The organism is Ruegeria sp. HKCCA6837 (assembly GCF_013034475.1).
GTDB lineage: Bacteria > Pseudomonadota > Alphaproteobacteria > Rhodobacterales > Rhodobacteraceae > Ruegeria.
Genome location: NZ_WQGD01000001.1, coordinates 796,338 through 815,201 on the forward strand (window position 1 = coordinate 796,338; position 18,864 = coordinate 815,201).

Below are 18,864 nucleotides of genomic sequence, written 5' to 3' on the forward strand. Positions count from 1 at the left end.
GTATTATAAGGAAAACACAGTACCCGCCCTTTCACGCGCGCAGCAGAAAGGGCGGGATGGTTTGTTTATTCGGCTTATTGGAACTGCGCCACTGGCTCGTGTGCGGCCTTAGCCATCTCCAGAGCATCTGATAATTCCAGCGTTTTTCGGAACAACGCCCGCCCGACAATTGCGCCTGAAATGTTCGGAATATAGGCCAGACGGGAAATATCGTCCGCCGTGCGCACGACTCCGCTTGCGATCACCGGGGTCCGGGAATGCCCGGCGATCCCGGAAATCAAACCAAGCTGCGCGTCTACATCTTCCATGTCGCTATCAATATCCGTGACGACAATAGCTGCAAACGGAACGCCCTCAAACGCGTCAATAAATGCCTCGGGTGTAAAAGCGCTCTGGTTACGCCAGCCATCCGTCATGACAAATCCCTGCCAGACGTCGACAGACAGCACGATCTGATCCGGATAGAGCTTGGCCAGTTCTTTGACCAGATTCGGCTCCAGCGCGGCCAACGTACCGATAACGACACGCCCCACCCCTTTGTCGATCCAGTATTCGACCTGTTCACGTGTGCGCATACCGCCGGCCAGTTGCACGGGAATCTCTGCTCCGCGAATGATTTCCTCAATCAGCTGGGCGTTGGTGTCCTTGCCTTCAATCGCGTCGAAATCAGTCAGATGCATCCATTCGGCACCTGCCTCGGCCCAGCTCCGCGCGGTTTCAACCGGATTCACGTGCCAGATCATCGCGTTATCCAGACGGCCTTTATCCAGCGTGACACACCGGCCGTTCTGCAGTTCCATCGTGGGGTAAATCCTCATGAGCTTGCTCCTCCGCTCAATCGCTCTGAAAATCCCCGGCAGCATAGATCACACATTCCAAACTCGATTTACCGGGATCGGCACAGTTTGGCCATTTTGCGGCATATAGGCGAACTGGCGGAATTAAGCGCGGGCGGGTGGTCCGTTGCGCCGCAACAAATGCACCGGGGTTTCATTATATACCCCCTCACGGATCAGTACATAGCCCAGCTTTTTCGCGAGCTTCTGCGAAGACGTATTCGACGCGTTCACCATTGCAACCAAAGGTCCGGGAATCACCCGATCAAACCAATCATGGGCGGCCTTGGCCGCTTCATATCCCAACCCTTGGCCCTGAGCTTCGGGGGCTAGGATCCAACCGGCTTCGGGGAAACCGTCAAAATCCTCCCCCATACGTCGGTTGCTGTAGAAGAACCCTGCCTGCCCTATCAGCGTACGCGTTGACTGCTGCATTACGCCCCACTGGCCGAATCCGGCCATTTGCCAATGCCCAGCATTTCGCAGAAACGAATCCCACGCTTCGCCACGTGACCGTGGCGTCCCACCAATATTCTGAACGACGCAAGGGTCACGCCAGATTTCGGCGAACCGCTCAAAATCCTCGGGGCGCATGGCGCAAAGCGTCAAACGCGCGGTGTTTATCATTGGAGTGGATCTTATCATGCCCTGTCCACTTTGAGTTTTGCCTCAATGGAAACAGTGCGCAGTGGAAAATGACCACGCAAGACCGAAATTTGATCGGGCACAAAAAAACGGCGCCTCCGTTGCTCGGAAGCGCCGCTTTTGATCAGATAGAAACGCTTAGGACGCTTCGCTGATGAACTTAACCGCGTCGCCGAATGTTTGAATGGTTTCGGCTGCGTCATCGGGGATCTCGATGCCGAACTCTTCTTCGAAGGCCATAACCAGCTCAACAGTGTCCAGGCTGTCTGCGCCCAGATCGTCGATGAAGGACGCGTTTTCAACGACCTTATCTTCTTCAACACCCAGGTGCTCAACAACGATCTTCTTAACGCGATCTGCGACGTCGCTCATATCTATTCCTCATTCCTTTACAGGGCGGTCTGCCCGATTGTGCCCTTGCCCGCACGGGTTGGCTTTGATTTGCCCGTTTCGGGCGGTTTGGGTCCCGGGAAACCGGGAAAGTAGAAGGCCGACCTGAAAGACCGGCCCCGCATAGATGCGCCGCCTATAGCATAGTCGACGCAAGAGGCAAACGCTTTCGCGCTCGCCCCTGATGCGATTACAACATGACCATACCGCCGTTCACATGCAAGGTGCTTCCGGTGACATAGCCTGCTTCGGGGCTTGCGAGGTACAGAACCGCCGCAGCAATTTCTCGGGGATCGCCCATGCGGCCCGCCGGAACCTTGGTCAACAAACCCTTTTTCTGATCCTCGCTCAGCTTTTCTGTCATTGCCGTTGTGATGAAACCCGGCGCCACGGCATTTACGGTGATACCGCGCGTTGCAACTTCATGGGCCAAGGCCTTGGAAAAACCAATCATTCCGGCCTTTGAAGCGGCGTAGTTAGTTTGCCCCGGATTACCGATAGCCGCCACGATGGACGAGACATTCACGATGCGCCCCCATCGGGCCTTCATCATGCCCCGGATCACGCCTTTACACAGTTTCATGGTCGAGGTCATGTTCACGTCAATGACGCTCTGCCATTCCTCGTCTGACATACGCATAAACAGATTGTCGCGCGTTATACCGGCGTTGTTGACCAGAATGTCGACCGATCCCATCACCTCGGCCGCTTGCTTCGGCAGCGCCTCCACAGCTTCGGGATCACTCAGATTACAAGGCAGTACATGTGCACGCTCGCCAAGCTCATCAGCAAGGGCTTGCAGCGGTTCGACCCGTGTACCGGACAACCCAACCGTTGCACCCGCGCCGTGCAGTGCGCGTGCAATGTCGCCACCGATGCCCCCTGACGCACCAGTGATCAGTGCGTTTTTACCTGTCAAATCAAACATACAGTTTCCCTCTTGGTGCGTCGGCAAAGACGCGCATTCAGCTTACGATTCGGCCTGAAGGGCCTTATGAACATCTTCCGGCGCACCCACAGCTTTGCCGGCGATGGCACGGTCGATTTTACGGATCATTCCAGAGAGTGCTTTACCGGCGCCAATCTCCCATGTCTCGGTCACACCCTGCGCAGCCATGTACTGCACGCTTTCGCGCCAGCGCACCGAGCCCGTCACTTGTTCGACAAGCAACTGACGGATCAAATCAGGGTCACTGACCGCCTCAGCGCGCACATTGGCGACCAACGGCACTGCAGGTGCCTTAATTTCGACTGCAGCAAGGGCTTCCGCCATTACATCTGCAGCAGGTTGCATCAGCGCACAGTGAAATGGAGCACTTACAGGCAACATAACTGCACGTTTAGCCCCTTTTTCTTTGGCGATCTCAGCAGCACGCTCAACGGCGGCTTTTGAACCGGACACAACAACCTGGGTTGGGTCGTTGTCATTGGCCGCCTGACATACCTCGCCCTGCGCGGCCTCTTCGGCAACGGCGCGAACCGCTTCAAGGTCCAACCCGAGAACAGCGGCCATGGCTCCCTCGCCTACGGGCACGGCGCTTTGCATGGCTTGCCCGCGCGTGCGCAACAGGCGCGCGGTGTCGGCAACCAACAACGCTCCAGCAGCGGCCAAAGCGGAATATTCACCAAGCGAGTGCCCCGCCACAAAAGCGGCCTTGCTGATTGAAACACCCTCGGCCTCCAAGGCACGCATTGCGGCCATTGACGTTGCCATTAACGCGGGTTGCGCATTCTGTGTCAGCGTCAACTCAGCGATATCGCCATCCCAGATCAGGCTGCTCAGTTTCTCACCCAGAGCGTCGTCCACCTCATCAAAGATGGCTTGCGCCGCTGGGTAAGCCTCGGCCAGCGCTTTGCCCATACCGATTGTCTGGGCGCCCTGCCCCGGAAAAACGAACGCGAGTGTCATTGCAACCTCATGCATGCTGTTAGGTTGCGGCGGGGTGTAAACTGACTGCTCGTCTGGCACAAGCGCTGCCTGCGTTCTGCATTCTGGCACTGTTGCTGTGCGCCCGCGCTTACTTGTGTCTCATTCTGTCAGCTTTACGTTGGACAAGACCAAGAATCTCGGAGTCCACGACCCATGGCCGCGACCAATTCCTTTTCCAGCTACGGAAGCGTTGCAAAGACGTTTCACTGGCTCACAGCCCTGCTGATCCTGACGGCCTTGCCGCTCGGCTGGGTCGCAGACAACCTTGCATATGCGGTTCTTCACGCAGACACCGCGCCAACCGAAGCCGAGATCGCCCGCGCAGCGCGCGTCTTTTCGCTGCACAAAACAGTCGGGATCGCAGTGTTCTTCGTCGCATTGGCGCGTATCCTGTGGGCCCTCACCCAAACAAAGCCCGGCCTTTTGAATGCCGAAAACAAGCCCGAGGCCTTCGCCGCAGAGACCGTTCACTGGCTTCTTTATGGATCCCTGGTTCTTGTTCCTCTCAGCGGGTGGGTTCACCACGCCGCAACAGAAGGCTTTGCTCCGATCCTATGGCCTTTTGGGCAAAACTTGCCCTTTGTTCCCAAGTCCGACGTACTGGCCGAGGTTACAGGCGTGCTTCATTGGCTGTTTATGTGGGTTTTGGTCGGTTCTCTGGTTCTGCACATCGCCGGCGCGTTGAAACACCATGTCGTCGATAAAGACAGCACGTTGCGCAGAATGCTGCCCGGACGTTCGGATGCGCCTGAACCCCCGCGTCAACACCATTCTCTGGTTCCCGCAGTTGCCGCTTTGGCGGTCTGGGCTACAGTTTTGACGGGCGGTTGGGTCACGGGTGAATTCGCTCGGGAAGCTGGAGACGCCGACATCGAACTGGCCGAGGTTCAATCGGACTGGCAAGTTCAGACAGGCACTCTGTCGATTACGATCTCGCAACTGGGCAGCCCCGCCACTGGTTCCTTTACAGACTGGACGGCGGCCATCACATTCGACGACCCCGCGCAAGTCGGACCTGCGGGATCAGTGGACGTCACCATTGCCATTGGCTCGCTAAATCTTGGTACAGTTACCGAGCAGGCCATGGGTGCCGATTTCTTCAATACGGCGCAATTCCCCACTGCTCAATTCACTGCTGACCTCTTCAAGACCGAAACCGGGTTTGAAGCTCGCGGCCCCCTGACAATTCGCGACAAAACGATTGATATCGTGCTGCCCTTCTCGCTGGATGTTGAGGGTGAAACAGCCATAATGTCTGGCTCGGTTGATTTGAACCGCTTGGAATTTGATGTCGGCACGTCACAGCCCACCGAGGAATCCCTGGGTTTTGCCGTCTCTGTTTCCGTCGACCTTACAGCTACCCGCGCGGAATGATCCTAGGGCTATCCACGCGGAATAAGGACGGTTCAACAAAAAACCGCCGGTGAAATGCTCACCGGCGGCTTCGTCTTTAGTAATGTGGGCTTTAGTCGGCCTTTTGGGCCTCTATCGAGATTTGAACCTGAACTTCGTCACCGACAAACGGTGCAAACTGACCCAGATCGAAATCGCTGCGAACCAAAGTTGTCGTTGCGTTGAAGCCGGCCCAAGGCTTGTTGGCCATCGGGTGGCTGTCCGCTTTGTTCAACTTGGCGTCCAGAACAACGGATTTGGTGACGCCATTCATGGTCAAATCGCCGGTGATGTTGGCGGTGTCGTCGCCCGTCACCTCGATACCGGTCGAAGTGAAAGTGATCAGATCGCCCTCGGCAGCGCCGAAGAAATCCTCGGTCATAAAGTGATCTTCGCGCGGCTTCCAGCCGGTGAACATCTCCATGACTGGCATCGAAACGCTGACGCTGGACGCCGCAGGATTTTCCTGATCAAACATGATCTCGCCCTCAAAGCCCGAGAACATGCCATAGGTGGTCGAAAACCCAAGGTGGTCATAGCTGAAAAGAACCTGGCTGTGGCTGGGGTCCAGCACGTATTTCTCAGCGCTGGCGAACGAAGCAGTCGCCGAAACGGCCAAAGCAGCAGCAAGAAGGGTGGATTTCATAACAATCTCCGCGTTTTTGTGAATGCAAGCCGATGGGGTTGCTCAAAAACAAGATGTGCCGCCCTAGGGCGGCACACAACCTCTGTTGGCTAACAATTTCTGTTCCTTTTTGAACAGAATAAATATCAGCCGAAAATTGTTACGCTTTTGCTCAGCTGTCCTTTCAGGGCTCGGCTGACATCCGCCGATTCAAGCGGCAGCTTCATCAACAAGCTTCCGTCCACGTCAAACAGATGAACTTCATTCTCTTCAAAACGCGCACCACCCAAAGAGTCATAGCTGCGGCGCAAAACAGTCTGCGGACGCCCGTCCTCGTTCTTCTGCAGCACTCGTACTTCGCGGCGAATTGGGTCGAAATAGGCATCAGGACGCGGATCAAGAACCTCGATTGTCAGCAGGCTGACACCAACGATCAAAAACAGCATCGAAGCGGCCATCTTGATGGGCCAGACTTCAGCCCCAATGACGGACCCCGGCATCAGCCACATGGAAAACGCCGATACGATCAGAAAAGCGCCAACCATCCGCGCCAGGATCAGACGCGCCTTCCAATTCGGCGCGAAAGTGATCAGTACCGGGACCGAGTGCTCAAAACGCGATCCCGCCGCATCTTCCCGGTATGTGTTTGTGTTTGTCGCGGTCATAACACTTCACCTTTTATCAGGTTACTGTCGAAATTAAGTTGGCTCCGGGTATTGTCCGGTATGTAAAACAACTTTGAGCCGAAAAGCGTCAGCAATTGGGCACCCTAAAGGAAATTGGGCGGCGTCTCAAAGGCATATGTGGCAGGGCTTGCCCCGCCCGCTCAAACGTGTATACGGGGCCATCCTTCGCAGTCATATGAATCGCGCAGCCTCTCGTGGCAGGGTCGCGAAGGACCAGATGGCCCCGCCTATGAAATGCGCCTTGATATAAACAGGAGTGCACATGCCACTGTATGAGCATGTAATGATCGCGCGTCAGGACCTGTCCAACGCGCAGGCGGAAAGCCTCGTCGAACACTTTGGCACCGTACTGGCCGACAATGGCGGCAGCCTCGTCGACAGCGAGTACTGGGGCGTCAAGACGATGGCCTACAAGATCAACAAAAACCGCAAAGGCCACTATGCCTTCCTGAAGACCGATGCCCCCTCGGGTGCGGTTCAGGAAATGGAACGCCTGATGCGCCTGCATGACGATGTCATGCGTGTTCTGACCATCAAGGTCGACGGCCACGAAGACGGCCCGTCGATTCAGATGCAGAAGCGTGACGAACGTGGCGACCGCCGCGAGCGTCGTTGATCACCGCCTGAGGAAAGGACACTAAACCATGGCCGCAAAACCATTTTTCCGCCGTCGTAAGGTCTGCCCGTTCTCGGGTGAGAACGCGCCGAAAATCGACTACAAGGACACCCGTCTGCTGCAGCGCTACATCTCTGAGCGTGGCAAGATTGTTCCTTCGCGCATCACCGCCGTTTCGGCGAAAAAGCAGCGTGAACTGGCCCGTGCTATCAAACGCGCCCGCTTCCTCGCCCTGCTGCCCTACGCCGTGAAGTAAGGAGACACTGACATGCAAGTTATCCTGCTGGAACGCGTTGCGAAACTGGGTCAGATGGGCGACGTCGTTGACGTCAAGCCCGGCTATGCCCGCAACTTCCTGCTGCCCCAAGGCAAAGCGCTGAGCGCGTCCGATGCGAACATCGCCTCGTTCGAAGCCCAGAAAGCGCAGCTGGAAGCCCGCAACCTGGAAACCAAGAAAGAAGCTGAAGCACTGGCTGAAAAGCTGGACGGTCAGCAGTTCATCGTGATTCGCTCGGCATCCGATGCTGGCGCTCTGTACGGCTCTGTCACCCCGCGTGACGCGGCAGACGCTGCGACTGAGGCCGGTTTCACCGTCGACAAGAAACAGGTCGTCCTGCTTGCTCCGATCAAGGAACTGGGTCTGCACACCGTTGGTGTTCGTCTCCACCCCGAGGTCGAAGTCGCGATCAAGATGAACGTTGCTCGTTCGGAAGAAGAAGCTGAACTTCAGGCATCGGGTAAATCGATCCAGGAACTGGCTGCTGAAGAAGAAGCCGCTGCTGAATTCGAAATCGCCGAACTGTTCGACGACATCGGCTCGGCTGCGTCAGATGATGATGACCTGGCTGCCGAAGTCTCTCCTGCTGAGGAAGACGAAGCGAAAGCCTGATCAGGTTTCGAACCTACCAATCCAAAGGCCGCGCAATTTGTGCGGCCTTTTTTGTGCGCCGCAGTCACACCAGCAAATTTCGGCCCAAATTGATCGCTAGTGTTGCGACCGGACAAACGTTCCATATCATAGCGCCCTATTGACCGGAGATTCATGATGCCTGTTTACCCTCGCCGCAGCATTCTTGCTCTTTTGTTCGCAACGCCACTGCTTGCCTGTGGTGGCGGAGAAGTCTCCAAAGCGGACACGTCCCTATACAACCCACCGCTATATCCAAACGAAACCCCTGAACTCAGAGCGTCGATCAACAAATGGGCAGACCATTACGAGCTGCCCCGTGAGCTTGTGCATAAACTGGCCATCCGCGAAAGCACACACCGCCCATGGGCAGTGAACCGCCCATATTATGGGCTATTGCAGATCCTCCCAGCCACAGCACGGTCCATGGGATACAAAGGCAATGCCGAAGGATTGCTGGACGCGGATACCAACCTAGAATTCGCAGGCAAATACCTGCGCGGGGCATGGTTGCTGTCTGATGGAGACCAGCAACGCGCGATCTTTCTGTATGCCAAAGGGTATTGGCCCGAGGCCAAAGCCCGCGGATTGCTGGTAGAAACTGGATTGAAATCGCAGTAGCAGTCTGCACAATCTAGCGATTAACTATGGACATTCGACGCGAATTCACGTCAAATCCCCCGCAATATCACCATATTCAGCCGCATTCGAGGTTTAATGTTGCGCAAAACACGCACCAAACTGCGAGATATGAACACTTCCCTTGCGCTTTGCGCATCGGTTGACGCAACGTAGCGTTGAATACGGACAAACTTGGCACTTCTTGAGGGATGGGAAGGGCTAAACAAAGGTTGGACAGGTGAAACTGATAGACTTGGCCGCGCTTGACCACGAGGAAAAGTCGACCGCAGACGTTATAAATTCTGTCTGCGAGGAGCTTGGATTCGACTACGCGTCCTATGCCACGATGAACCCTGTCAAAGGGGATGTGCAAGGATATGCAAACTATCCTGACGAGTGGAAGATTCATTATGGCAGCCACGGGTATCACCATTTCGATCCCACAATCTATCAATCCGTTCTAAGCATCGCCCCGGTCGATTGGAGCCGCTTTAATCAGGACGAAAACTTCAACGCTGTTTTTCGCGACGCGCATGACTTTGGCATTACCCCACGCGGGTTGACTGTCCCTGTTCGTGGTCCTTATGGCGAGTGCGGGATTCTCAGCGTGACACGCGATTGTTCAGACGGTGAGTGGGAAAAGCTGAAAAAGCATGTTATGGGCGATCTGCAAATGGCGGCTGTGCATGCTCATGACATGGTTATGCAGTCTGGCGTTCTGGCCAAAGCGCTTTACCTCCCTGCCCTGTCCACGCGCGAAAAAGAGATTTTGCAATGGGTTGCCGAAGGCAAATCCCAACAAGATGTCGGCGATATTTTGTCTATCTCGCACCGAACGGTTGAGGTTCACATGCGGTCGGGTCGGGAAAAACTGGGCGCGCTGACCACTCCCCAAGCCATCGGACGGGCAATAGGTCTGGGCTTAATAGCACCGGGTTAAGTAAAAAATCGCAAAAATACGGGAAATCCCCAATAGTCCCCGATCACAATATGGTTAAATGTTGTGTCACGGTAACCAGACTGCAGGGGGATGGAAATGATCATCGTAATTGATGGTATCAACCAACATAAATTCAAAGACGTCCTGGACGATATGTTCAAGCTTCGGGCTCGTGTGTTCGGGGATCGTTTGGGCTGGGAAGTTAATATCGTGGACGGTCGCGAGCGCGACATGTTCGACGACCTAAATCCTGCGCATGTGGTCAGCATCAACGACGAGGGGGAAGTCGTCGGTTGTATGCGCCTGTTGCAGACAACTGGTCCACACATGTTGTCGGACGTATTCAACTCGATCTTGGACGGAGAGCCACCACTCCGCAGTTCGCAGGTTTGGGAAGCAACCCGTTTCTGCGTCGACACCAAGAAACTGGGCCGCGGCCGCGGCAAAAACTCTGTGTCCTATGTCACCAGCGAGGTCATGATCGGATCGTTCGAATATGCAAAAACCGCTGGCGTGCTGGATTCGATCGCCGTCATCGACCCGGTCATGAACCGCGTTCTCCAGCGATCAGGAAACGCTCCATATGACTACCTTGGCTCAGCCAAACCTATGGGTAAAGTGGTGGCAATGGCAGCTCTGATGGATTGCTCAGACGAGCGTATTTCGGGCATCCGCGACTATGCTGGCATCGATCACGATGTATTTATGTCCGATGAACAGGCGCTGGAACTGTTTGCTCAGGGCAAAACTGAAGCGCCAGCCAACACCAACCACCAACCGCTCACCGATCTTGAGAAGTATTTTGTGGAACAGATGAACGCCGCAAAAACCGAAGCTGAGCGGCAGGATGTCCTTAAGCTGATAGAGACGCTGATGGACACGTTCACCCCAGAGCAGAGAACCGCTCTGTTAGAAACCCCCCGCGCTTTTGCTCATGAGGCCTGACCCCCTCACCTCATAGATACAAAAGCCACCCATGCGGAGCCGTCTGATCAACAGGCGGCTCCGTTGCTTTGTGCCCATTGGGAATGGGCGGAAGAGGATTACTCCTCTTCCAGAGCCTCTACGGCTTTTTGCAGATCGTCTTTGCTCACGTCCTTTTCGCTGACCTGAGCCAGCTCGAACACATAGTCGACAACCTTGTCTTCAAAGATCGGCGCACGCATTTGCTGCTGCATCTGAGCGTTCTGCTGAACGAACTCAAAGAACTGACGCTCTTGACCCGGGTACTGACGCGCCTGGTTCATGATCGCCTGTGTCATTTCCGCGTCGGTCACTTCAACCTCGGCCTTCTGGCCCAACTCGGCCAGCAGCAGACCGAGACGTACACGGCGCTCTGCAAGCTTGGTGTGCTCTTCCGTGGGCTCCACTTCGCCGTGGTCATGGCCTTCCACGTCAGGGTTTTCCTCGTGGAACAGCTGGTGCGCGATCTGCTTGGCTTCGGCTTCCACCAGCGACGGCGGCAGGTCGAACGAGACTTTCTCGTCCAGCACATCCAGCAGAGTGCGCTTCATGACCGCACGCGATGCACCGGCGTATTCTGCTTCCAGACGTTCGGAAATCTGCGCTTTCAGGGCGTCCAGATCTTCGGCGCCGAATTTCATGGCCAGTTCGTCGTTTACTTCTGCGGCCACCGGCTCCTTCACTTCTTTGATGGTGCAAGTGAAAACGGCATCTTTTCCAGCCAGGTGCTCGGCACCGTATTCTTCGGGGAAAGTGACGTTGACGTCCTTTTCTTCTTCAGCCTTCACACCAACCAACTGCTCTTCAAAGCCAGGGATGAAGCTGTTCGAGCCCAGAACCAAAGGATAATCTTCGGCCGATCCACCCTCGAACTCTTCGCCGTCAACCTTGCCGACAAAGTCGAATACGATCTGATCGCCATCTTTGGCTTTCGAACCTTTGCGACGCGCTTTGAAATCCTGCGCAGTTTCGGCCAGGTTGTTCAGTGCTTCTTCCACAGCAGCATCGTCAGCTTTGACAACCAGCTTCTCCAGCTCGACCGACTTCAGGTCAACCTCGGGAATTGCAGGCAGTGCCTCATAAGACATCGCCACTTCAACGTCGTCGCCTTCTTTCCAATCCTCGTTGGTCATCTTGACCTCGGGCTGCAGCGCAGGGCGGTCACCGCTGTCTTCAAAGTGCTGGTTCATCGCACCGTCGATGCTTTCCTGCATCGCTTCACCCAGCAGGCGCTGGCCAAACTGCTTCTTAAGCAGCGCCATCGGCACCTTGCCCTTGCGGAAACCTTTCATTTCGATTTCCGGCTGCGCTTCGGTCAGCTTTTCATTGACCTTGTCGTCCAGCTCGGCTGCGGTCACAACGATGTTGTAGCCACGTTTCAGACCTTCGTTCAGCGTCTCGGTAACCTGCATTATGGTAGTCCCCATAGGATTCGGGGCGCGCAAAAAGGGCGCGCCGGGCAAATTTGACGCCTTCTATTTGGCCAGCAGCTTACGTGCAAGGGGCAAAGGCGGAATCCAACAGCATTTGATCGCCTAAACCGCAAAAAAGAACGCCCCGGAAACCGGGGCGTTTACGTTTGGCGCTGTCACGTCGATCAGAACTTCCAACGCGCACCCAGAACCCAGGCTTCGTTGTTGTCAAAGGATGATCCGTCATCAAAGTCGTGGTTGCGGTATTTCAGGTAAACGTCTGTATCGATCGCGTCGACTTTCTGAACCACCGCGATACCCCAGGCCTTGGTGTCCGACCCGTTGCTGTCGAAATCCGAACCGTCATAGTAATCAATACCGACACCCGTCTTTCCCCATGAAATCCAGTTTCCTTCGTACGAAATTTTGCCGTACCAGTAATTCGGATCCGTTGCACCAGCCTGATCATCGTCACGCGTACCACCCGCGATCGTAAATCCCAGACCGCTCGGCAGCAGAACCGACGCAGAGCCTATCGTGTCTTTGCTATCCCCGGAATTGTCATCCCGATCTCTCACCGCATAAGCAATGGCTGCTGCGAATTTCACACCACCGGCAAAGGTGTTTTCATAGAACAGGCCAATGTCGTAATAGTCATCATCGTCGCTGCTGGACAGAATGTTCTGACCATAGGCAAAACCAGCCGAAAACCCATTCAACGATGGCGTATCATACCGCACACGCCCACGGCGCCCGCCGTCAAAGTTGCTTGCGCTGTCGCCGACTGTAATTCCGCTCAGCAAACCGGTCGTATCGCGGTAAAAGAAGCCGGCGTTTTCATCATTGGTAAACGAATACAGCGCGGTTCCGACATACGAAAGATCGACCTCTGCGGCACCATCAGCGACCATACTGCCCTGACCGGCTGAGAACTTGCCATAGCCGCCCTTGAGCGAGAAATCCACGTGGCGAATGTCTTCGCGATTCCAGCCATCAGCGTTGGTTCCAAATTGATCGGCCGACGCGGACCCCGGCAAACCAAGACCCGTTTCAAACCAAAACTGGAACTCATTGCTGCCATATGGCTGCATCAGGCGCAGGCCCACGCGGCTGTTCGACAAATCGTTGTCCAGAACGCGGGTCTCGGTGTCTTGTCCGTCATCGACCGAGATCAGCGCAGGGTGCAGTTGCCCGTAAAGCAGAACATAACCACCAGTGTTGTTTTCATATTTCAGTTCTGCCGCAGCCGGGATGACCGTCGTCGCTGTCAACGTGGCGGCAACGGATAGGGTTTTGAATTTAAAAGTCATTTTACTCACCATGAATGGTTCGGGTCTTTCACCCCGTCTAATTGATTACCGAGCATCGACGTTCCAGATAACAGCGCGCTGTTTTGTAAAGGAATTGCAAATTCGCAACACTGGGCACAGCGGTCGTGAAAGTTTTACAATGTATTTCATTAACTTAAACACGTCACCGCCAATCCGTTTCGGAGGTGCTCAGAAAAACTGTGCCGTCCGAATGTGTGTCTGGCAAACACTCGCTCTGTCATCATACAGACGTGATCGGCGGAATTTTGCCGGTTTTGTGTGGATTGAGCCATTCCCCGCCAACACACTCAAATATTCATCTTTCTAAACAGTTCGGGCAGTTGCTCTGGAATATCTTCGGCGATCAAACCGGGCCCGAATTGGCGCGCGCATTCCACATGCAGCCACGCCGCCGTCTCGGCCGCTTGCATCGGTGCAAGCCCACGAGCCAGCAAACCCGTGATGAAACCCGCCAACACGTCGCCGGACCCAGCGGTTGCCAGCCAGGGGGCCGCCCTTTCGTAACACGCCGCATTGATCGAGCATTGTCCATCTGGTGACGCAATCACCGTATCCTGCCCTTTGAAGAGAACCACACACCCCGCCCGTTTCGCCGCGGCCCGCGTAGCGTCAACCTTGGAATAAGCCGGGCCTTTGGTTGGCACCGCATTCAGCTTCTCTGCAATGTCTGGGAAAAGCCTCGCAAACTCTCCACCATGCGGGGTCAGAACGCATTTCTCGTGAGTCTGCTCAAATAAGACGCCCGGATCGTCTGCAAAAGCTGACAAGGCATCGGCATCCAACACTGTCGCCCGTCTCGCCGCCAAAGCCACAGAAACCAACGTACGAGCTCGCTGCAATCCAAGCGCTGGCCCCAGACAAAGCGCATTCAGGCGCGTGTCGCTCAGGACCTCAGCCAAACTCTCCGCCCCCTCAACCCGTTGCATCATCAAAGCCGTGATCTGACTGGCCACTTCCATCTGTGCCGAGGGCGGTACCCCCAATGTTACCAACCCGGCCCCAATTCGTAGCGCCCCCCGCGCCGCTAACCGCGCCGCGCCGGTTTTTCCGGAACCGCCGGAAAGGATCAGGGCGTGACCGTGGGTGTATTTGTGACCAGAGACTTCTTTCGCGACCAAAACATCCTGTGAAGATATCAAGCGTACGACTCGGTTGGGCTCAGAATGAGCAAGACCGATGGACTTGTTTCTGACATTGCCGCACTTCAACGGTCCATCGTCCACCACATGCCCAATCTTTCTTGCATGGAAGGTAACCGTCAGATCGGCTTCAATCGCATTCCCGATCACATGACCGCTGTCTGCACACAGACCACTTGGGGTGTCGATCGAGACGATGCGCGCGCCCTTCTTTCGAACTAGAGATCTTGTTTCTTCGAGAGCCAAGTGAGCAAACACGCCGCTAAAGGGACGCGTCAGCCCGGTTCCGAACAGCCCATCAACAATCAGGTCAAATCTGTCGGGAAAGCGCAAATAATCGTCATGAAACGGCGCAGGATCGATCACTCTGGCATGTGTTTCGCCAAGCTTCGCCCACCGCTCATAATTCACCCGCGCATCCGGAGGCAGCTTTTCTGGTTCCCCATACAGAAAAACCTCAACCTCCCATCCCAACTCTCGCAGAAGACGCGCAACAACAAACCCGTCGCCGCCATTGTTCCCAGGCCCGCACAAAACCACCGCGCGCCGGGGATCCCCTTCATCTGGCCCCAAATACCTCGGGGAGCTCGAGGGGCTGGCCCCTCGATCCTTCCATTCCGGCCATTCCTCGAAGATCGCGTCGACAACGCCCTGCCCGGCCAGTTCCATCAGTTCCAGACCTGTCACTTTACCGGACTCGATGGCGGCCCGCTCAATCGCCCGCATTTGGGCCGCTGTCAGCAACTCTGTCATCTCAATCCTCTTCGCGATTCAATTTCGATTACTTTTTGTGCAACATGCCCAAAATCTCACCCACCCTCGAAATTCGCCCTGCCCGCCGCACAACAATTCCGCAATCACATTGCCGCCTGATCTTAGACGTGATCACTGCGGGTCTGACAACCATGCGAGGTGAGCCGGGATGAAAAAGATCGAAGCGATCATCAAGCCGTTCAAACTGGACGAAGTGAAAGAGGCATTACAGGACGTCGGCGTCCAGGGCCTCAGCGTGATCGAAGTCAAAGGCTTCGGCCGCCAGAAAGGACACACGGAACTCTACCGTGGCGCAGAATATGTCGTCGACTTTCTGCCCAAGGTGAAGGTCGAGGTCGTGTTGGACGATGATCAGGTCGATGCCGCCATCGAAGCCATCGTTTCGGCCGCGAAAACCGACAAAATCGGTGATGGCAAAATCTTTGTCTCACCAATTGAACAAGCCATCCGTATCCGTACCGGCGAGACCGGTTCGGACGCGCTGTAAAACTCAAATCTTCAAGTCAGAGGAAACAAGAGAATGAGCAAGGACGCAGTTCTTCAGCTGATCAAGGAAGAAGACGCAGAATACGTCGACATCCGCTTCACCGACCCGCGCGGTAAGCTTCAGCACGTGACGATCATGGCCGATCAGGTCGACGAAGACTTCTTGGAAGAAGGCTTTATGTTCGACGGTTCGTCCATCGCGGGGTGGAAATCGATCGAAGCTTCGGACATGAAACTGATGCCCGACACAGGCAGCGCCTATGTCGATCCGTTCTACGCGGAAAAGACCATCTGTCTGCACTGCTCGGTTGTTGAACCCGACACTGGCGAAGCATACGAGCGTGACCCGCGCGGTACTGCTCAGAAAGCCGAAGCTTACCTGAAAGCATCCGGCATCGGCGACGTTGCCTATATGGGTCCGGAAGCCGAGTTCTTCCTGTTCGACGATGTTCGCTTCTCCAATAGTATCAACAAAGTATCCTACGAAGTTGATGCGACCGACGCGTCGTGGAACACCGACACCGAGTACGAGATGGGCAACATGGGCCACCGTCCGGGCGTCAAGGGTGGCTACTTCCCGGTGAACCCGGTTGACGAAGCGCAGGATCTGCGTTCGGAAATGCTGTCGACCATGAAGCGTCTGGGCATGAAGGTCGACAAGCACCACCACGAGGTTGCCTCGTGCCAGCACGAACTGGGTCTGATCTTCGACAGCCTGACCAAACAAGCGGACGAGCTGCAGAAGTACAAATACGTCATCCACAACGTTGCGCATGCTTACGGCAAATCGGCGACCTTCATGCCGAAGCCGATCGCGGGCGACAACGGCACTGGTATGCACGTGAACATGTCGATCTGGAAAGACGGCAAGCCGCTGTTCGCAGGTGACAAATACGCCGACCTGTCAGACGAAGCACTGTACTTCATCGGCGGCATCCTGAAGCACGCCAAGACCCTGAACGCCTTCACCAACCCGGCGACCAACAGCTACAAGCGCCTAATCCCCGGCTTCGAAGCGCCCGTTCTGCGCGCCTACTCGGCCCGTAACCGTTCGGGTTGTGTCCGTATTCCATGGACCGAAAGCCCGAAAGCCAAGCGCGTTGAGGCCCGCTTCCCCGATCCGGCCGCGAACCCCTATCTGGCGTTTGCCGCATTGCTGATGGCTGGTCTGGACGGCATCAAGAACAAGATCGATCCGGGCGAAGCCATGGACAAGAACCTGTACGATCTGCCTGCCGAAGAACTGGCCGACATTCCGACCGTTTGCGGCAGCCTGCGCGAAGCTCTGGAAGCTCTGGCATCGGATCACGACTTCCTGCTGCAGGGCGACGTGTTCACCAAAGACCAGATCGACGGCTATATCGCACTGAAGATGGAAGAGGTCGAAACCTACGAGCACACCCCGCACCCGGTTGAATACGGCATGTATTACAGCTGCTAAGCTGGGCTTGGGTTTAAATCTGCAAGGGCGTCCAATCGGGCGCCCTTGTTTCGTTAGTGTTGATCTTTCACACTCCTGCCCATCGATCCCAATGCAGGAGAGATCGCATGAACGCTTTTTCACAGTTTTCCAACATTGTGACCACGGCAGAGGACCTTGAGCGTATCACAGGCTCCCCTCTGCCTCAGATCCTCGCCAAAGAGCTGAACGCGCTGGACCAGATGTGCCGCGACTTCATCGCAACGTCTCCGTTCTGCTTGATCGCCTCGGCCAACCCTGACGGATACCTGGACATCTCACCAAGGGGGGACCCGGCTGATTTTGTTCAGGTAGTGTCTGACACACTGATCGCCATCCCGGACAGGCCGGGCAACAAACGGGTGGATACCTTTCACAACGTTCTAAAGGACCCGCGTGTCAGTGTGATATTCTTAGTGCCTGGCAAGATGGAGACACTCAGACTACGAGGCGAAGCCCGAATCTGCGCGGACCCGCAGCTACTGGAGCAAATGGCCATCTCTGGCCATGCTCCTAAACTGGCGCTGCTGATCCACGTTCATACGGTGTTTGCGCATTGCCCCAAATGCGTCATCCGATCAAACCTGTGGCAACCCGACGCGTGGCCAGATGCGTCCAACCTGCCGAACATGAACGCCATGATGGTAAAACATGCCCGCATCAAGGCCACCCCGGATGAATGGTTTGAGACCCTAAAGAAAAAAGGAGAGCTAGAACTCTACTAGCTTCTTTTCCGATCTCGACACCGGCGCTACGCTGAAGTCAGATTTCTTCTTCGTTGGATTGAACCTATGTTTCGCCTCGCTGCTATCCTTGCCTTGTCTCTAACCGCCCCCGCTTTGGCCGCCCCATGCGGGAATACCAGCGCTGGCTTTGAGGCGTGGAAAACCGATTTTGCGAAACAGGCACGAAAGGCCGGGGTGAAAAAAAAGGGATTACGTGCGCTGTCGCAAACGCAATACGCAACGCGCACCATTGCGGCGGACCGCAATCAGAAAAGCTTTAAATACTCACTGGACAAATTCATGCGGGTCCGAGGGGCCGACACTATCGTCGCTCAAGGGCGCAAACGCAAAGCCGCCAACCCCAACTATTATGCTGCGTTCGAGCGCCAATACGGTGTACCAGCAGGCGTGCTGATCGCCATTCATGGCATGGAAACCGGATTTGGAAACTTCATGGGCGACAGCCAGGTTGTGTCCGCAATAACCACTCTGGCCTATGATTGTCGCCGATCAGAGTTCTTTATTCCGCACGCAATTGGGGCACTGAAATTGGTGGACAAGGGGAGTATCACAATGGCGACAAAAGGGGCAAAACATGGCGAGTTGGGCCACACGCAATTCCTGCCAGGCAATGCTCTGACCTATGGGGTCGATGCCACTGGCGACAGGCGTGTGGATTTCTACAACATGACGGACGCACTGGCTTCAACCGCAAATTTTCTTCGCAAGAAGGGCTGGAAACCGGGGCGCGGCTATCAGCCAGGAGAGCCAAATTTCCGTGTATTGCAGCAGTGGAACGCAGCCTCAGTGTATCAGCAATCCATTGCGATCATGGCCGCCCGAATCGATCAATAACGTCGCCGCACGGAAAACATGCGCAGCACCCGTTTTCGCCACATTTCCGCCACAGTGACAAACAAAAGCCTTTAGTTTCTTGGTTTCCAAAGCGTAATCAATCGCGGGAAAATTTCGGTTTTTTGCATTTTT

Annotated in this window: 21 protein-coding genes; 11 read left to right on the top strand and 10 right to left on the bottom strand. The window is 55.5% G+C overall.

Going from position 1 to position 18,864, the window contains the following annotated elements:
- Positions 1–74 precede the first annotated feature (74 nt).
- The 5 genes from GOV91_RS03930 to fabD form a co-directional block, all read right to left on the bottom strand.
- Positions 75–818 (bottom strand): HisA/HisF-related TIM barrel protein, encoded by a 744-nt coding sequence (locus GOV91_RS03930; RefSeq protein ID WP_171234505.1) that lies wholly within the window; start codon positions 816–818, stop codon positions 75–77.
- Between the two features lie 123 nt (positions 819–941).
- Entirely contained in the window at positions 942–1,481 is a 540-nt protein-coding gene (locus GOV91_RS03935; RefSeq protein WP_171234506.1) for a GNAT family N-acetyltransferase, read from the bottom strand.
- Positions 1,482–1,619: 138 nt separating this feature from the next.
- Positions 1,620–1,853 carry an acyl carrier protein gene (locus tag GOV91_RS03940; protein WP_050602116.1) on the bottom strand — a complete coding sequence of 78 codons (234 nt, stop codon included), beginning with the start codon at positions 1,851–1,853 and terminating at the stop codon, positions 1,620–1,622.
- 208 nt (positions 1,854–2,061) lie between these two features.
- Entirely contained in the window at positions 2,062–2,799 is a 738-nt protein-coding gene (gene fabG, locus GOV91_RS03945) for a 3-oxoacyl-[acyl-carrier-protein] reductase (protein WP_171234507.1), read from the bottom strand.
- Between the two features lie 42 nt (positions 2,800–2,841).
- Complete coding sequence (gene fabD / locus GOV91_RS03950) at positions 2,842–3,780, bottom strand: ACP S-malonyltransferase (RefSeq protein WP_171234508.1); 939 nt, start codon at positions 3,778–3,780, stop codon at positions 2,842–2,844.
- 174 nt (positions 3,781–3,954) lie between these two features.
- On the opposite strand from fabD, the gene GOV91_RS03955 reads away from it, so the two are divergent.
- Positions 3,955–5,175, top strand: a complete 1,221-nt coding sequence (locus tag GOV91_RS03955) for a cytochrome b/b6 domain-containing protein (RefSeq protein WP_171234509.1) — start codon at positions 3,955–3,957, stop codon at positions 5,173–5,175.
- Positions 5,176–5,266: 91 nt separating this feature from the next.
- On the opposite strand, the gene GOV91_RS03960 is transcribed toward GOV91_RS03955, so the two are convergent.
- Complete coding sequence (locus GOV91_RS03960; protein ID WP_171234510.1) at positions 5,267–5,839, bottom strand: YceI family protein; 573 nt, start codon at positions 5,837–5,839, stop codon at positions 5,267–5,269.
- Between the two features lie 125 nt (positions 5,840–5,964).
- Entirely contained in the window at positions 5,965–6,483 is a 519-nt protein-coding gene (locus GOV91_RS03965; RefSeq protein WP_171234511.1) for a hypothetical protein, read from the bottom strand.
- A 283-nt stretch (positions 6,484–6,766) separates the two neighbouring features.
- Here GOV91_RS03965 and rpsF point away from each other — a divergent pair, with 283 nt between their 5' ends.
- From rpsF to GOV91_RS03995, 6 genes are all read left to right on the top strand, one after another.
- Complete coding sequence (gene rpsF / locus GOV91_RS03970; protein ID WP_171179594.1) at positions 6,767–7,120, top strand: 30S ribosomal protein S6; 354 nt, start codon at positions 6,767–6,769, stop codon at positions 7,118–7,120.
- Between the two features lie 28 nt (positions 7,121–7,148).
- Positions 7,149–7,376, top strand: coding sequence for a 30S ribosomal protein S18 (gene rpsR, locus GOV91_RS03975; protein WP_005608650.1), 228 nt, complete (start codon positions 7,149–7,151; stop codon positions 7,374–7,376).
- Positions 7,377–7,388: 12 nt separating this feature from the next.
- Positions 7,389–8,009, top strand: coding sequence for a 50S ribosomal protein L9 (rplI, locus tag GOV91_RS03980; RefSeq protein WP_171179592.1), 621 nt, complete (start codon positions 7,389–7,391; stop codon positions 8,007–8,009).
- Positions 8,010–8,165: 156 nt separating this feature from the next.
- Entirely contained in the window at positions 8,166–8,648 is a 483-nt protein-coding gene (locus tag GOV91_RS03985; RefSeq protein ID WP_371732260.1) for a transglycosylase SLT domain-containing protein, read from the top strand.
- Positions 8,649–8,886: 238 nt separating this feature from the next.
- Complete coding sequence (locus GOV91_RS03990; RefSeq protein WP_171179589.1) at positions 8,887–9,588, top strand: LuxR family transcriptional regulator; 702 nt, start codon at positions 8,887–8,889, stop codon at positions 9,586–9,588.
- Between the two features lie 96 nt (positions 9,589–9,684).
- Positions 9,685–10,533: an acyl-homoserine-lactone synthase gene (locus tag GOV91_RS03995; protein WP_171179586.1), complete on the top strand. Its 849-nt coding sequence runs from the start codon at positions 9,685–9,687 to the stop codon at positions 10,531–10,533.
- 98 nt (positions 10,534–10,631) lie between these two features.
- Here the strand turns inward: GOV91_RS03995 and tig are convergent, their stop codons facing one another.
- The 3 genes from tig to GOV91_RS04010 form a co-directional block, all read right to left on the bottom strand.
- Positions 10,632–11,963: a trigger factor gene (tig, locus tag GOV91_RS04000; protein ID WP_171179584.1), complete on the bottom strand. Its 1,332-nt coding sequence runs from the start codon at positions 11,961–11,963 to the stop codon at positions 10,632–10,634.
- A gap of 185 nt (positions 11,964–12,148) precedes the next feature.
- Positions 12,149–13,273 carry a porin gene (locus tag GOV91_RS04005; protein ID WP_171234512.1) on the bottom strand — a complete coding sequence of 375 codons (1,125 nt, stop codon included), beginning with the start codon at positions 13,271–13,273 and terminating at the stop codon, positions 12,149–12,151.
- Positions 13,274–13,581: 308 nt separating this feature from the next.
- A complete protein-coding gene (locus tag GOV91_RS04010) occupies positions 13,582–15,186 on the bottom strand; it encodes an NAD(P)H-hydrate dehydratase (RefSeq protein ID WP_171234513.1) in 1,605 nt (534 codons plus the stop codon).
- A 169-nt stretch (positions 15,187–15,355) separates the two neighbouring features.
- On the opposite strand from GOV91_RS04010, the gene GOV91_RS04015 reads away from it, so the two are divergent.
- The 4 genes from GOV91_RS04015 (at position 15,356) to GOV91_RS04030 (ending at position 18,732) form a co-directional block, all read left to right on the top strand.
- Complete coding sequence (locus tag GOV91_RS04015; RefSeq protein ID WP_171179579.1) at positions 15,356–15,694, top strand: P-II family nitrogen regulator; 339 nt, start codon at positions 15,356–15,358, stop codon at positions 15,692–15,694.
- Between the two features lie 33 nt (positions 15,695–15,727).
- The gene (gene glnA / locus GOV91_RS04020) at positions 15,728–17,134 is read left to right on the top strand and encodes a type I glutamate--ammonia ligase (protein ID WP_171179577.1); all 1,407 of its coding nucleotides are present in this window, start codon (positions 15,728–15,730) and stop codon (positions 17,132–17,134) included.
- A gap of 107 nt (positions 17,135–17,241) precedes the next feature.
- On the top strand, positions 17,242–17,877 hold the full coding sequence (locus GOV91_RS04025; RefSeq protein WP_171234514.1) for an MSMEG_1061 family FMN-dependent PPOX-type flavoprotein: 636 nt from the start codon (positions 17,242–17,244) through the stop codon (positions 17,875–17,877).
- A 66-nt stretch (positions 17,878–17,943) separates the two neighbouring features.
- Positions 17,944–18,732, top strand: a complete 789-nt coding sequence (locus GOV91_RS04030; RefSeq protein WP_171234515.1) for a lytic transglycosylase domain-containing protein — start codon at positions 17,944–17,946, stop codon at positions 18,730–18,732.
- Positions 18,733–18,864: the final 132 nt, after the last annotated feature.

Bases quoted from the DNA above. Each gene is read 5' to 3' on its own strand.
- tig (WP_171179584.1), bottom strand. From the start codon at position 11,963: ATGCAGGTTACCGAGACGCTGAACGAAGGTCTGAAACGTGGCTACAAC.
- GOV91_RS04005 (WP_171234512.1), bottom strand. From the start codon at position 13,273: ATGACTTTTAAATTCAAAACCCTATCCGTTGCCGCCACGTTGACAGCG.
- GOV91_RS03960 (WP_171234510.1), bottom strand. From the start codon at position 5,839: ATGAAATCCACCCTTCTTGCTGCTGCTTTGGCCGTTTCGGCGACTGCT.
- GOV91_RS04010 (WP_171234513.1), bottom strand. From the start codon at position 15,186: ATGACAGAGTTGCTGACAGCGGCCCAAATGCGGGCGATTGAGCGGGCC.
- rplI (WP_171179592.1), top strand. From the start codon at position 7,389: ATGCAAGTTATCCTGCTGGAACGCGTTGCGAAACTGGGTCAGATGGGC.
- GOV91_RS04030 (WP_171234515.1), top strand. From the start codon at position 17,944: ATGTTTCGCCTCGCTGCTATCCTTGCCTTGTCTCTAACCGCCCCCGCT.
- rpsF (WP_171179594.1), top strand. From the start codon at position 6,767: ATGCCACTGTATGAGCATGTAATGATCGCGCGTCAGGACCTGTCCAAC.
- GOV91_RS03930 (WP_171234505.1), bottom strand. From the start codon at position 818: ATGAGGATTTACCCCACGATGGAACTGCAGAACGGCCGGTGTGTCACG.
- GOV91_RS03940 (WP_050602116.1), bottom strand. From the start codon at position 1,853: ATGAGCGACGTCGCAGATCGCGTTAAGAAGATCGTTGTTGAGCACCTG.
- rpsR (WP_005608650.1), top strand. From the start codon at position 7,149: ATGGCCGCAAAACCATTTTTCCGCCGTCGTAAGGTCTGCCCGTTCTCG.
- glnA (WP_171179577.1), top strand. From the start codon at position 15,728: ATGAGCAAGGACGCAGTTCTTCAGCTGATCAAGGAAGAAGACGCAGAA.
- fabG (WP_171234507.1), bottom strand. From the start codon at position 2,799: ATGTTTGATTTGACAGGTAAAAACGCACTGATCACTGGTGCGTCAGGG.
- GOV91_RS03995 (WP_171179586.1), top strand. From the start codon at position 9,685: ATGATCATCGTAATTGATGGTATCAACCAACATAAATTCAAAGACGTC.
- GOV91_RS03935 (WP_171234506.1), bottom strand. From the start codon at position 1,481: ATGATAAGATCCACTCCAATGATAAACACCGCGCGTTTGACGCTTTGC.
- GOV91_RS04015 (WP_171179579.1), top strand. From the start codon at position 15,356: ATGAAAAAGATCGAAGCGATCATCAAGCCGTTCAAACTGGACGAAGTG.
- GOV91_RS03955 (WP_171234509.1), top strand. From the start codon at position 3,955: ATGGCCGCGACCAATTCCTTTTCCAGCTACGGAAGCGTTGCAAAGACG.
- fabD (WP_171234508.1), bottom strand. From the start codon at position 3,780: ATGACACTCGCGTTCGTTTTTCCGGGGCAGGGCGCCCAGACAATCGGT.
- GOV91_RS03985 (WP_371732260.1), top strand. From the start codon at position 8,166: ATGCCTGTTTACCCTCGCCGCAGCATTCTTGCTCTTTTGTTCGCAACG.
- GOV91_RS04025 (WP_171234514.1), top strand. From the start codon at position 17,242: ATGAACGCTTTTTCACAGTTTTCCAACATTGTGACCACGGCAGAGGAC.
- GOV91_RS03965 (WP_171234511.1), bottom strand. From the start codon at position 6,483: ATGACCGCGACAAACACAAACACATACCGGGAAGATGCGGCGGGATCG.